Origin of the sequence: Pandoraea sp. ISTKB (assembly GCF_001721285.1) — a bacterium.
GTDB lineage: Bacteria > Pseudomonadota > Gammaproteobacteria > Burkholderiales > Burkholderiaceae > Pandoraea > Pandoraea capi.
Window position 1 is genome coordinate 23707 of the sequence record NZ_MAOS01000036.1, and the last position, 13115, is coordinate 36821.

15 protein-coding genes are annotated in these 13115 nt (G+C 64.7%); 12 read left to right on the forward strand and 3 right to left on the reverse strand.

The window, feature by feature from the left end:
• Positions 1–10: 10 nt before the first annotated feature.
• The 6 genes from A9762_RS13695 (at position 11) to mdcH (ending at position 4533) form a co-directional block, all read left to right on the forward strand.
• A complete protein-coding gene (locus A9762_RS13695; RefSeq protein WP_069342566.1) occupies positions 11–868 on the forward strand; it encodes a biotin-independent malonate decarboxylase subunit beta in 858 nt (285 codons plus the stop codon).
• Positions 865–1686: a biotin-independent malonate decarboxylase subunit gamma gene (mdcE, locus tag A9762_RS13700; protein ID WP_069342567.1), complete on the forward strand. Its 822-nt coding sequence runs from the start codon at positions 865–867 to the stop codon at positions 1684–1686. Before A9762_RS13695 ends, mdcE begins: the two co-directional genes overlap by 4 nt.
• Before the next feature lie 80 nt (positions 1687–1766).
• Positions 1767–2165 (forward strand): malonate transporter subunit MadL, encoded by a 399-nt coding sequence (gene madL / locus A9762_RS13705; protein ID WP_069342568.1) that lies wholly within the window; start codon positions 1767–1769, stop codon positions 2163–2165.
• A gap of 12 nt (positions 2166–2177) precedes the next feature.
• Entirely contained in the window at positions 2178–2942 is a 765-nt protein-coding gene (gene madM, locus A9762_RS13710; RefSeq protein WP_069342569.1) for a malonate transporter subunit MadM, read from the forward strand.
• Positions 2939–3598 carry a malonate decarboxylase holo-ACP synthase gene (locus A9762_RS13715; RefSeq protein ID WP_069342570.1) on the forward strand — a complete coding sequence of 220 codons (660 nt, stop codon included), beginning with the start codon at positions 2939–2941 and terminating at the stop codon, positions 3596–3598. Before madM ends, A9762_RS13715 begins: the two co-directional genes overlap by 4 nt.
• Complete coding sequence (mdcH, locus tag A9762_RS13720; protein WP_069342571.1) at positions 3595–4533, forward strand: malonate decarboxylase subunit epsilon; 939 nt, start codon at positions 3595–3597, stop codon at positions 4531–4533. The genes A9762_RS13715 and mdcH overlap by 4 nt, the downstream gene beginning before the upstream one ends.
• A 95-nt stretch (positions 4534–4628) precedes the next feature.
• Here mdcH and A9762_RS13725 read toward each other — a convergent pair whose 3' ends face one another.
• The 3 genes from A9762_RS13725 to A9762_RS13735 form a co-directional block, all read right to left on the reverse strand.
• On the reverse strand, positions 4629–5918 hold the full coding sequence (locus A9762_RS13725; RefSeq protein WP_240493556.1) for an amidase: 1290 nt from the start codon (positions 5916–5918) through the stop codon (positions 4629–4631).
• Between the two features lie 74 nt (positions 5919–5992).
• Complete coding sequence (locus A9762_RS13730) at positions 5993–7111, reverse strand: iron-containing alcohol dehydrogenase (protein ID WP_069342622.1); 1119 nt, start codon at positions 7109–7111, stop codon at positions 5993–5995.
• Between the two features lie 232 nt (positions 7112–7343).
• The gene (locus tag A9762_RS13735; RefSeq protein WP_069342623.1) at positions 7344–8399 is read right to left on the reverse strand and encodes a LacI family DNA-binding transcriptional regulator; all 1056 of its coding nucleotides are present in this window, start codon (positions 8397–8399) and stop codon (positions 7344–7346) included.
• A 195-nt stretch (positions 8400–8594) separates the two neighbouring features.
• Here A9762_RS13735 and A9762_RS13740 point away from each other — a divergent pair, with 195 nt between their 5' ends.
• From A9762_RS13740 to A9762_RS13765, 6 genes are read left to right on the forward strand one after another with little or no spacing between them, the layout of a single operon-like run.
• Positions 8595–9473, forward strand: a complete 879-nt coding sequence (locus A9762_RS13740) for a dioxygenase (RefSeq protein ID WP_069342573.1) — start codon at positions 8595–8597, stop codon at positions 9471–9473.
• Positions 9474–9491: 18 nt separating this feature from the next.
• Complete coding sequence (locus tag A9762_RS13745; protein WP_069342574.1) at positions 9492–10268, forward strand: SDR family NAD(P)-dependent oxidoreductase; 777 nt, start codon at positions 9492–9494, stop codon at positions 10266–10268.
• Between the two features lie 20 nt (positions 10269–10288).
• Entirely contained in the window at positions 10289–11176 is an 888-nt protein-coding gene (locus tag A9762_RS13750) for a 3-keto-5-aminohexanoate cleavage protein (protein ID WP_069342575.1), read from the forward strand.
• A 42-nt stretch (positions 11177–11218) separates the two neighbouring features.
• The gene (locus tag A9762_RS13755; protein WP_069342576.1) at positions 11219–12220 is read left to right on the forward strand and encodes a zinc-binding alcohol dehydrogenase family protein; all 1002 of its coding nucleotides are present in this window, start codon (positions 11219–11221) and stop codon (positions 12218–12220) included.
• 10 nt (positions 12221–12230) lie between these two features.
• Complete coding sequence (locus tag A9762_RS13760; RefSeq protein WP_069342577.1) at positions 12231–12578, forward strand: cupin domain-containing protein; 348 nt, start codon at positions 12231–12233, stop codon at positions 12576–12578.
• A complete protein-coding gene (locus A9762_RS13765; RefSeq protein ID WP_069342578.1) occupies positions 12571–13101 on the forward strand; it encodes a gamma carbonic anhydrase family protein in 531 nt (176 codons plus the stop codon). Before A9762_RS13760 ends, A9762_RS13765 begins: the two co-directional genes overlap by 8 nt.
• Positions 13102–13115: the final 14 nt, after the last annotated feature.

Sequence of the window (13115 nt, forward strand, 5' to 3'; positions counted from 1 at the left end):
GGCCAACGAGATGACGAAAACTCCGATACAACGAGACAGCTTCATCGAGCGCGACGCACGCCGCCGCGCTATCGCCTTGCTCGACGCCGGCACATTCCGCGAACTGCTCGATCCGTTCGAGCGTCTGTCCTCGCCCTGGCTGCCGCGTCAGGGCATCGTCACGCAGGCGGACGACGGCGTGGTCGTCGCGCGCGGTACGCTCGACGCGCAACCGGCCGTGGTCCTCGCTATCGAAGGCGCCTTTCAGGGCGGCAGCATGGGCGAAGTCTCCGGTGCGAAAATCGCAGGCGCGCTCGAGTGCGCCGTCGAGGACAACCGCAACGGGATTCCGACACGCGCCGTCATCGTCTTCGAGACGGGTGGCGTGCGGCTTCAGGAAGCCAATCTCGGGCTCGCCGCCATCGCCGAAATTCACGCCGCGATCCACGAACTCAGCACGTTCGGCCCCGTCATCGGCATCTCGGCGGGCGTGGTCGGCTGCTTCGGCGGCATGAGCATTGCCGCCGGCATGTGCAGCTATCTCCTTGTCACACGGGAAGCACGGCTCGGGCTCAACGGTCCGTCCGTGATCGAGCAGGAAGCCGGTGTCGAGGAGTACGACTCGCGCGACCGCCCTTTCATCTGGAGTCTGACTGGCGGAGAACAACGCATGGCGACGGGACTGGTCGATGCCTGCGTCGACGACGATATCGCGATCATCCGCACGCAGGTGCTGACATGGCTGCGCGATGGTGTCCCCAAGTCCCCGCGCAGCGAACGGATCGGGTATTACCTCGACCGGTTGATGCAGGTGGACGTCACGCATCAGCCTTCCCCGGAAGACGTGCGCACGCTCTATGCCAGCGCACGAGCAGGAGACCTCTCATGAGCAATTCCGAACGATCCCCACGCGGCGCCGTCTGGATGCGCGCGCTGACATCCGAGGCGGCACCTTGCATCGAAACCGGCGATTACGGCAGCACGTTGCAGGTGGTGGACGCGTCGCTGGGCGATTCTCCGGCGCGCTTCATCGCCGTGGTGCCCGACGCAAACAACCGGTTCCCGCGTGTGCGGAATGGCGAAGTCGGTCTGATCGAGGGCTGGCAACTGGCCCGCGCGGTGCGCGACGCCATGGCACGCGACCGGAACAGCACTCGCAAGTGCGCCATCGTCGCCGTCGTGGATGTCGCCAGTCAGGCTTACGGGCGGCGCGAAGAAGCCTTCGGCATCCACCTCGCGCTGGCCGCTGCGGCCGATGCTTATGCCGCTGCGCGTCTGGCCGGGCATCCGGTGATCGGGCTCATCGTCGGACGCGCGATGTCCGGCGCGTTCCTCGCGCACGGATATCAGGCCAACCGTCTGATAGCGCTCGATGACCCGGGCGTGATGATCCATGCCATGGGAAAGCACGCCGCCGCCCGCATTACCCAGCGCTCGGTCGGTGAGCTTGAAGCGCTCGCGCAAACGATTCCCCCGATGGCATACGACATCTCCAGCTTCGCGTCGCTAGGCCTCTTGTGGCGTCTGCTGAAGGTCAGCTCCGCACAACACCCCACGCCTCACGATGTAGGCGAAGTCCGCGATGTGCTGATACAGGCGCTGGCAGATATTCAGGCGGATCCGTCACGCGGTCTTGCCAGCCGGCTTGGTGCGCCATCGCGACGAGCCTCCTCGACCGTGCGCGAAAGAATGAAGGTGCTCTGGTAGCAGACATCCCCCCGACAACCCGGCACTTGCCATAACACCAGAAACGCCGGGTTGGCGTTACATCCTCCAGGAGACAGCAAGTGATTATTTACGGTACGACCCTGCTCGCGATCTGCCATCTCGCGGGCATCTTCCTCGGCGATCTGCTTGGTCAGGCCATTGGCGTCAAGGCCAACGTCGGCGGCGTCGGCATTGCCATGCTGCTATTGATTTGCGCCCGCCTTTATCTGCACCGGCGGGGCCTGATGCCGGCGGCGACCGAAGCCGGCGTGTCCTTCTGGGGCGCAATGTACATCCCCGTCGTGGTCGCGATGGCCGCCCAGCAGAACGTCGTGACGGCATTACGTGGCGGTCCGGTCGCGCTGCTTGCTGCGATCGGCGCGGTGCTCGTCTGCGGTGTCGCCATCGCCCTGATCAACCGGACAGGCAACGCGCAACCATTGCCGCCGCTGTCCGAGTCGGCACAACCCAACGCCTGAGGGGCAACCGCCATGCTATCCATGTTCGAGAAAGTCTTGCAGCACAACGGATTGGTCACAGCCTTCGCGCTCGTCGGCATCATCATGGGGCTTTCCATGTGGCTGTCCCGACGGCTGACGTTCGGGCGTGTTCACGGCTCGGCCATCGCCATCATGATCGGTCTCGTACTCGCCTATTGGGGCGGTGTCGCCGCAGGCGGGCAACAGGGGCTCGCGGACGTCTCCCTGTTCAGCGGCATCGGGTTGATGGGAGGTGCGATGTTGCGTGACTTCGCCATCGTTGCCACCGCGTTCGAAGTGCAGGTCGCCGAAGCCCGCAAAGCGGGACTGATCGGCGCGATCTCGCTGATTCTCGGGACCGTGCTGCCCTTTGTCGTCGGGGCGTCGCTGGCACATGCCTTCGGCTACACCGATGCCGTGAGCATGACCACCATCGGTGCGGGCGCCGTGACCTATATCGTCGGCCCTGTCACCGGTGCGGCCATCGGCGCGAGTTCCGACGTGATGGCGCTTTCGATCGCCGCCGGCCTCATCAAGGCCATCATCGTCATGGTCGGCACGCCGTTTGCCGCGCGTCTGCTCGGGCTGAACAACCCGCGCGCGGCGATGGTGTTCGGAGGATTGGCGGGTACGGTCAGCGGCGTGTCGGCGGGGCTTGCGGCAACCGATCGCCGGCTGGTGCCCTACGGTGCACTCGTCGCCACCTTCCATACCGGGCTGGGCTGCCTGCTCGGACCCTCGCTGTTGTTTCTTGCGACGAAGGCTGTCGTGCAATGACACCTGCCATCGCCACGCATCGGCCATCATTGCGTCCGCACGATCTGCTCTGGTGCGATGAACTGGTGTTTCCGCCAGAACCGTCCGTCCCGGCGTGGGCGCACGATGCGATGACAGCCAGCGTGCCGGTCGTTGTACGAAGGGCCCCCGACGCGCAGCCCGGCCTCGTGCCGGTGGGGTTGCGAGGCACGACTCGGGATCAACGTATCGCGGCGCACGCGTCGTATCGGGCGGTGCGGCGCGTGGTCACGCCGGAGTCGCTGATCGACGGGGTGCGCGATACGTGTAACACCGATGTACTGCCCTGTCTGACGGCGCTTCGCGAGCTTGCTCCCGCCCTGAATGCACTCGGCCTGCACTGGGGACCCACCGGGGGCGTCGGCTTTGCGCTGGCGACCGGGATGCCAGTGCTGCACGCGCAAAGCGATCTCGATCTCGTGGTTCGCCTGCCCTTTCGGCCAGCGGACTCGCAAGTCGATACGCTCGCATGGATCGCCCGCGACAACGTTTGCCGGCTCGACATACAGATCGATACGGGGGGCGGCGGCTTCTCGCTTCGCGAGTGGTTGGGCTCGCCGACGCGCACCCTCGTGAAGACCCAATGGGGACCGAAGCTCGTTGCGGACCCGTGGGACAACCCGGGAGACGCACCGTGAGCGTCGTGTTCACCTACCCCGGTCAGGGCGGGCAGCGCATCGGCATGCTGGATTCGTTGCCCGACACGCCGGAAGTTCGCAAAACGTTGGCTGAAGCGCGTGACATCATCGGCATCGATCCGTCGGCACTTTGCACCGAATACGCGTTTCGTTCGACGACGTCCGTACAGTTGGTGCTGTTGGTGGCGGGTGTCGCGATGACACGAGCGCTCACCGCCGTGCATGCGACGCCGGCCATCGTCGCCGGACACTCGATCGGCGCGTGGGCAGCGGCGGTCGCAGCGGGCGTCGTGAGCTTCGACGATGCGCTGCGGCTCGTTCGTTTGCGGGGACGTCTGATGGAGACCGCGTATCCGAACGGCTACGGGATGACTGCGATCACCGGGCTACCCGTTGCCACCGTGAGCGCGATCGTGCATCAGGTACACACCGCCGACACGCCTGCGTATGTGGCCAATCTGAATGCCGAGCATCAGATCGTCGTAGCAGGCAGCACGGGCGCACTGAACAGCGTTCGGCTTCTCGCATTGAAGGCGGGTGCCGCGAAAGCGGTTCGGCTTGCCATGACCGTGCCATCCCACTGCGAGTTGCTCAACAGGCAGGCAAAGACGCTGGCGGAGGCCACCGCAAACGTTCGCGTGCAACGGCCGAGAATGACCTACATCAGTTGCACACGCGCACGTGCGCTCTTTCATCCCGATGACATCGCCGAGGATCTCGCGTGGAACATGGCACGCCCGGTGAACTGGCAGGACACCCTTCGCCATGCCTATGAGCGCGGCGCCAGGCTTGCCGTCGAGATGCCAACGGGCGGCATCCTGACGCGACTGAGTCAGCCGCTGTTCGGCGACGGCGGCGCCATCGATAGCGATGCGATGACGCTGCCGTCGGTCTCAACGCGAATCGCTCAGATTCTGCGGGCAGATCAGTGCTGAAGGGCGCCGCGCAAGTTGGGTGAACGCCGGAGTTTAGTGACGATGCTTGAGCACAACCCTCCGGCCTTCCACGTTACGCGCTGCCCGGTTCAGCGCTATGCACCGATCACTGACGCCACCTGCTGTGCTATCTGTAACAGCCCGCCGTCGTCCCCCGGCTTACCGATGATTTGCATCGCCGCCGGAAGCGCGCCCGCCGTTGCCGGCAGCGGAATCGAGATCGCCGGGAAGCCGGCAAGATTGAACGGCGCCGTGTAGGTCATCAGCGCCTCGCGAAGCGTGCCCGACCAGGCGCCGATGCTGACCTCCTCGCGATGCCGTACCGGCGCGACGCACGGGCACGTCGGCAGCAACAGATAATCGATGTCCGCCATCGCGGCATGCAACCGTGCGGCGAATTGACGTCGGCTTTGCTGAGCGTCGGCGTAAGTGGCAAGACTCATCGCGCGGGCGCGCGTCAGTCTGTCGACGGTCTGCGCGCCGTAGCTGGTGACAATTCGCGCCCAGTCGTTGCGACGGAAGTGCTCGATCCCGCCCTCGACCAGCACGATACAGGCGAAGGCGTCGAATGCGCCGTCGAACAGACCGGACGTATCGATGGGTATGCACGGGAACGCGAGTTGAAGACGGTCCGTTGCGCTATCAAATGCCTCGCCCACGCCGGCGCTCAACGGCACCGGCGCGATCTCGCGGATCACGCCCAGCCGCAGGCTCGTGCGGGCATCACTGCCGGGCGACGCGATGTCGAGGGCGGACGCAAGCAAGCTGACGTCGCTCACCTCCCTTCCCAGCCATCCGACGTGATCGCACGACGGCGCCAGCGCAAACACACCCCGCGTCGACAATCTGCCCCACGTGGGCTTGAAGCCCACGACGCCGCACAGTGAGGCGGGAATGCGCACGGAACCGCCCGTATCCGTTCCCACCCCGGCCATGACGGCACCATAGGCGATCGCTGCGGCCATGCCGCCACTGGATCCGCCGGGGATGCGAGAAGGGTCGAGCGGATTGAGCGTGTCGCCGAATGCCTCGCTCTCAGTCGTCACGCCCCAGGCGAACTCGTGCGTCGTGGTCTTGCCGATGATGACAGCCCCCTGAGCGCTCAACGCCCTCACGATATCGGCGTCGACCGTCGGCACATTGCCACGGTAGGTCGCGGCCCCATAACAGGTCTCGACATCTTTCGTATCGATCAGATCCTTGACGGCGATGGGAAGGCCTTCGAGAAGGCGTGCCGTGCCGTTCGCGAAACGTCGATCGCTTTCCGATGCCGCAGCGAGCGCCCCGGTGTGGTCGAGTGCGGCGAATGCGTTCACGTCCCGCTTGCAGTGCTCCGCTGTCTCCAGCGCCTGCTCCGTCACCGCCACCGCGCTGATCGCGCCCATGGCCAGCGTCGTCCGAAGTTCGGCTAATCCGGGGGCCCGATGTTGGTGGGTCCTGAGCGATGGCAGCACTGACATCACCACAGCCGCTCCAGAAGGTCGTCGAGTTTCTCGGCGGCGTTGTCACCGAGATCCGACACCTCCGAGGGGTAATTCTGCTTGAGCAGCGCCGCCACCTCGGGCAAATTCGCCCGGTCGAAATTCAGATCCCGCAGGCGGCTGGGCAACGCCAGCGACGTGACAAGACCCGCGATTCGATCCGAGAGTTGAGCGGCGCCCGCCTCGCCGCCGATACCGTTCGAGAAGATGCTGAGCTTGTCGCCGTACGAAGCGCCGGTAGCCCGAATCACCGGCGCGAGCGTGACGCAGGACGTAACACTGTGCGGCAGCCCGAACGTGCCGCCGAGAATGTGGCCAATGCGATGGCTGAGACCGTAGATGACCGAGGCCGGATAGAAATAGCACTGCCATGCGGCCAGTTGGAGATTGAGCAGATCGTCGGGCGATACATCACCGCTTGCGAGCAGCGATTGCGTCTCCTGTTGCTTCGGCCACGATTGCAACACACCGACGAAGCGCTCTACACCCTGTCTGGCCAGAATCGCGTGCGGATGGTCGACACCGACCCGGCGCATGCCTTCCACCGCATGATCGATGCCCTTGATCGCCGAACTCAGCAACAGATGACGCGGTGTTCCGGCGATCAGCGAGGGATCGATCGCGACCAGTGTGGGGACCGTCTCTCTCACGGCATAGCTGCGCTTGAATTTCTGCGCCCCATCGGTCTCGGTCACGCCGAAGTAGTGAGAAAACTCAGCGCCGGATAAGGTCGTGGGGAACGCGGCAATCGGCAGGTAGTTTCCCGTCAGTTCGAAATGCTGCCACGAGACGGCCTTTGCGGCGTCCAGCACGGATCCGCCACCCACGGCGACGATCGATCTCGCGCCCTTGTCGACGCAGGCCTGAAGCGCCTCGCGCACAGCGAAGTCCGGCACATGCGGGGGCAGATTGACGTAGCGGCCGACTTCGTCGCGAATGCCGGGTTGCAGATGCTCGCGATGCCACGTCTCAAGGGACGAAATGGTAAATGTCATCGGCCGATGGATGCCGTAGTCCCCAAGCGATGCGGATACGGCCTTCACGATGTCGTGCCCCCAGATCACCTCCATCTGCGGCAAGCATTTCAATTGATTCACTTCTGACTCCATGTTCGTAGCGGGTGCGCTCAATGCCCCGATCTGACTGGAGAAGATAGGTGATCCCGCGCCCGGCGTAAGCATCCGAATGCGCAACTCAGCGTTCAAGAACGTGAACGCTGGAGGTCGGTCTTGTGTTCAATGGCTCCCGCCGGCGAGGAGACCTCGCCCTTGCCTTTACCTTTACCCGCCCCTTCGGCGCGACAACGGCGTGTCGATTCGCCTGAGGCAGTCAGGCCGCGGGCGGCGCCGTCGATTCGCGCACGACAAGCGTTGGCAACAGCATTCGGGTGATGGGCGTGGCGTCGGGAGAATCGATGCGCTCGATAAACAGCGCCGCCGCCTGCTCGCTCATTTCCTCCAGCGCAATGCGCACGGTCGTGAGCGGCGGATTGATCAGGTCGACGAGCGGCATGTCGTTATGGCCGACGAGCGACACCTGCGCCGGCACGGCAAGCTTTCGTGCTCGGAGCACGTCGAGGGCGCCAAGCGCGAGCAAATCGTTGGCCGCGAAGATCGCCGTAAACGGCGCGCCGTCTGCCATCAATTGCTCGGTCGCCGCTCGCCCTGCTTCGCGTGTGAAAGCCAGGGACTCGACGACCGTCGACGTGGTCAGATTCAACTCGCGGGCCATTTGTTCGAATGCGACGCGGCGCGCACTGCCGGTCGACGAAGTGCCCGGCCCGGCAACATGTGCGATATGGCGGTGCCCGAGCCCCGTGAGATGTTCGAGTACCTGCCGTACGCTCTCGCGATCATCGTTGACCACCGCGGCAAACTGGCGATCACCCGAGCCACGGTTGACGAGCACCGTCGGCAAATTGCTGCGACGGGCGGCGTGCAGCAACGGATCATGATTTTCCGCCGCCAGAATCATCAACCCGCTCACCTGACGGCTCGCCAGCGCCACGATCAGCGACTCACGCTCCTTTGGATCGCTCGGCGTCTGCACGATCAGCGACAGATGCCCGCGCGCGCGAAGCGAGCGCTCGATGCCCTGCACCATCGGCCCGAACACCGGGTTGCCGAGGTCCGGCACGATGATCGCCGCAAGGTTCGACTGGCGCGTACGCAGCGACGCCGCCAGCGCATTCGGCCGATAGCCCATTTCCCGGGCAATACGCTCGATCTCCTCACGACGCCGCGCCGACACCTTGCCGGGAACGCCGCGCAGCGCCCGCGACACGGTCGCCACATTGACCCCCGCTGCCAGTGCAATGTCCGTGATCGTCGGCGAACCGTTCGATTCAGGTTTCGACGTCGAATTTTCAGGGCTAGCGCGTTTCATAAAGGCCGAATTTGCAATGGTTTGCACATTCTGCCACATCTCGCACGAGAGTCACGCAACCAGGTATTTCAGAGCTTCGCCCAAAAAACCGTTTGACAGGTCACCCATCGATGTCTACGATTCAGAGCAAATAAAGGACAAACGTTTGCCTTAATTTTGCCCTCGAAAGGCACGACCCAACACGGAGACTTCACCTTGACCACGCCATCCGCATCGCCCCAGCCAGAGGCGTTGCTGGCTGCCGTACTGGCCGCCAACGAAACAACGACGAATCCGCGCCTGCGAACGATCCTGGCCGCGACCATCCGGCACCTGCACGCGCTCGCCCTCGAAGTCGAACTGACGCCCGACGAGCTACAGACCGGCCTGGACTTCCTTGTCGCCATCGGCCAGGCGACCGGACCGCGCAAGCATGAAGGCATTCTCCTCGCCGACATCCTGGGCCTCGCGACGCTCGTGCAACTCAGCAATGCGCGCGATGCTGTCGCAGCAGGTGGTACGGAGCCCGCACTGGTGGGGCCGTTCTGGCGCGCGCATCAACCGCTTCGCGCCAATGGCGCCAAGGTCTGCTCCGACGACACCCCCGGCGCGCCACTGCAAGTGCGTGGTCGGGTGACGAGCCTTGACGGCACGCCGCTGGCAGGCGCGCGCGTGGAGACGTGGCAGGCGTCGCCCGACGGGCTTTACGAGAATCAGGACGAATCGCAGCGCGACATGAATCTGCGCGCCCGCTTCGAGACCGACGCCGAGGGCCGTTTCTGGTTCGATAGCGTGCGTCCGGCCGGCTATCCGGTGCCGACCGACGGCCCCTGCGGCAAGTTGCTCGCCGCACAACGACGCAACGTCATGCGTCCGGCGCACTTGCATTTCATCGTGGCAGCCGAAGGACATAAGGTGCTCGCCACGCAGTTCTTCGACGCGGAAGATCCGCACGTGCATGAAGACGTCGTCTTCGGCGCCGTGGGCTCGCTGGTGCGCCATTTCGACTCAGACGGTCGCGGTGGCTATGTGCTGAACGTCGATCTTCGCGTGGAGCCCGGCGAAACCCATCTGCCCCACTGCCCGCTTCCTTGAGTGCTCATCGATATCGTTATGTCCCATCAACTTCTTTCTCCATTCCGGCCGCAGGATCGTCTCGACGACAAGATCGCGGTGATTACCGGCGGCAATGGCGCTATCGGAAGCGCCACGGCGCACCGGCTAGCCGCGCTTGGCGCACGCATCGTAGTGCTGCAACGCGATTGCCCGGAGACGACGACCTCGCTGCTGGCGTCGTTGCCTGGCAACGGCCATTTTGTGGTGCAGGCCTCCGTGACGTGCAGCGACGAACTCGCCGCAGCGGCGAAAACCGTGGAAGCCGCCGGCGGTGCGTCGATCCTCGTGAATGCCGCGGGCTTTACGAAACCGGTCCCGGCGTCCGATCTGAACGCGTTGTCGGACGATCTGATCGACGACATCTTTGCCGTGACGTGGCGCGGGTCCTTTGCATCGATCCGCGCCTTTGCGCCGCAACTGGCCAGCCGCGGCGACGGGCTGGTGGTGAATGTGTCGTCGATCGCCGCGTTCACCGGCATGGGCAGCAATCTGGCATATGCCGCAGCGAAAGCCGGGGTGGATGCCACGACGCGCGCACTCGCCCGAACGCTGGCGCCGTCGATTCGTGTGCTCGCCGTCTCGCCCGGCGTGGTGGACTCCGGCTTCGTGACAGGGCGCGACGCGGCGTTCAACGAGCGCGTCGGCGCCACGATCCCGTTGCAGCGCGTGGGCACCGCTGACGATGTCGCTGCCGCCGTGGTGGCTTGTGCGACGTCATTGCGCTACGCCACCGGCAGCATCTTCGTCGTCGATGGCGGTCGCCATCTGAACTGAATTCACCGCACCACGACATCATGAAACCCACGATTCTGACCTGCGCCATCACGGGCAATCTGACCAAGCCCGAGCAAACCCCGCATCTGCCGATCAGTCCGACACAGATTGCAGAGGAAAGTCTTGCCGCCGCGGATGCGGGCGCCGCGAGCGTTCACCTGCACGTACGCGATCCGAAGACCGGCGCACCGTCGATGGACCTCGATCTGTACGCCAGGGCTGTCGAGATCATTCGCAGTCATCGCCCCGAACTCATCATCAACCTGACGACCGGCCCCGGCGGACGCTTCGTTCCGGGTGAAGACGACCCGCGTGTCGCCGGCCCGGGCACTACGCTGCTGCCGCCGCTGGCGCGCATCGAACACGTGGTGGCGCTGCGTCCGGACATCTGCTCGCTCGATCTGAACACCATGAATTCGGGCGATCAGGTGGTCATCAACACGCCGAAGAACGTCGCAAAGATGGCCGAGGCCATTCGCGCCGCCGGCGTCATGCCGGAACTCGAATGCTTCGACAGCGGCGACCTCGTATTAGCCCGCAAGCTGATCGACGACGGCGTACTCGACGGTCCCGGCCTGTTCAGCTTTGTGCTCGGTGTGAGCTATGCGTTGCCGTTCTCGCCGGCGTCGGTGGCATTCGCCAGATCGCTCCTGCCGGACGGCGCGCAATGGACCGCCTTTGCCATCGGACGTCACGCCTTTCCCGCCGTCGCGCAAAGCTGGCTGCTCGGCGGACATGTGCGCGTCGGCCTGGAGGACACGATCTATCTGGAGCGCGGCGTGCTTGCACGAAGCAATGCCGAACTCGTGTCCAAGGCACGCCACCTGGTCGAATCGCTGGGCGGGCGTCTCGCGACATCGCAAGAAGCGCGTGCCGAATGGAAACTGCCCGCGACGAATGCTCGCTGAGCCCTGGGAATTCCTCGTTACTTTTTACTCATCTTTATCATCATGACGACCCACACTGCCAATAGCGCCCGCAAGCTGGTCTTGCACGCCCAAGCCCGCGACGCCGAAGCGCTCGCGCCTGAAATCGTCGACGTCGGATTGCCCGACGTTCCGCCCGACCATGCGCTGGTGGAAGTGCGCGCTGCGGCCGTCAATCCGAGCGACGTGAAGGCTGCGCTCGGCTACATGCCGAACGCCGTGTGGCCGCGCACGCCAGGGCGGGATTTCTCCGGTGTCGTTATCGACGGCCCTGCCGTCTGGCTCGGCGCGGAAGTCTGGGGAACGGGCGGCGATCTCGGCGTGACGCGCGACGGCACGCACGCCCGCCATCTGGTCCTGCCGATTCAGGCGCTCAGCCGCAAGCCGGCCTCGGTATCGGTCTCCGCAGCTGCCACGGTCGGCGTGCCGTTCATCACCGCCAGCGAGGGTCTGCGTCGTGCGGGGCTGCGCGGCAAAGGCCAGAACGTGCTCGTATTCGGCGCGAACGGCAAAGTCGGACAGGCGGCCATTCAGATCGCCACACGCGCCGGTGCGCATGTGGTCGCCGTCGACCGCAATACGGATCGCTATCTGGGCCATGCGAGCGGCACGGTCCAGATGTTCCGCTCGGACGATCCCGATCTGGCGGCCAAGCTCAAGGAAGCGCTGGGAGGACGTGGGGCGGACATCGCTTACAACACTGTCGGCTCGCCGTACTTCTCGCTGGCGTTCGAGAGTCTCGCCATCGGGGGTACACAGATCCTGATCTCGACCATCGAACGCAATGTGACGTTCGACATCCTCGTTCTCTACCGTCGCAACTTGCAGATCCTCGGCGTCGACAGCCTTAAGCTGACGGCCGTGGAGTGCGCTGCCATCCTCAGCGAACTGAAACCGGGATTCGACGATGGCTCGCTGCGCGCTTTCGACGTGGACGACGCTTCGCTCCTCCCGCTCGAAGAAGCCGGCAACGCCTATCGCAAGGTGCTGGCCGGGTCGATGGATCGCGTCGTTCTGGCGCCGTGAGGCACACAGCATGCATCTCGTCCGATATCGCAATGCGCCCGGTTATGACGCCCCGGGTCACGTGAACATGGAAATGCGACGCTTGCAAGGTCGCGAGGCGGGTCCGTCCGACACGGCATGGATCGGGACGTCGCTCATCGAACCGGGTGGCGGCACGACCGCCAGCGCGTCGGACGTCGAGAAGTTCTATGTCGTGATCGAGGGTGAGCTGCTGATTCGCACAGGGCTTGGCGACGACACGTCGACTGCCGTTCTCGGACCGTTAGACAGTTGCCGTATCCCCGCTGGCGAAGCGCGTGAATTGCGCAACGTATCCACACGTCCATGCCGCGTTTTGCTGGTGATGCCCAATGCCTGACTTCGACACATTCCCACACATGGCGCAGCAGCCGCGCGTCAGTGCAACAGCGTTCGTGGCGCCGGGTGCGGTCGTGGTGTACGACGTGGAAATCGCCGACAACGCTTCGATCTGGTTCGGCGCCGTGCTGCGCGCAGACGTGCAGGCGATTCGCGTGGGACGCGGCAGCAACATTCAGGACCAGAGCGTGCTGCATGCGAGCACCGGAGGTGAACCCTGCATCGTGGGCGACGGTTGTACCGTCGGTCACGCCGCCGTGCTGCATTCGTGCACGCTGGAGGACTACGCGTTCGTCGGCTTCGGCGCGCGCGTGCTCGACGGCTGCCGTATCGCCACGAACGGTGTACTCGCGGCAGGCGCAGTCCTCACGCCCGGCAAGCAGATCGGCTCGGGCGAGCTTTGGGCCGGCAATCCGGCGCGCCTGCTTCGCACGCTCACCCCGGCGGAGTCTGCGGCGTACCGAAAAATTGCCGGTCGCTACGTCGCGCTCGCCGCCAGCTATCGCTCCCCCACCCATACCTGATTCCGATGCATCGA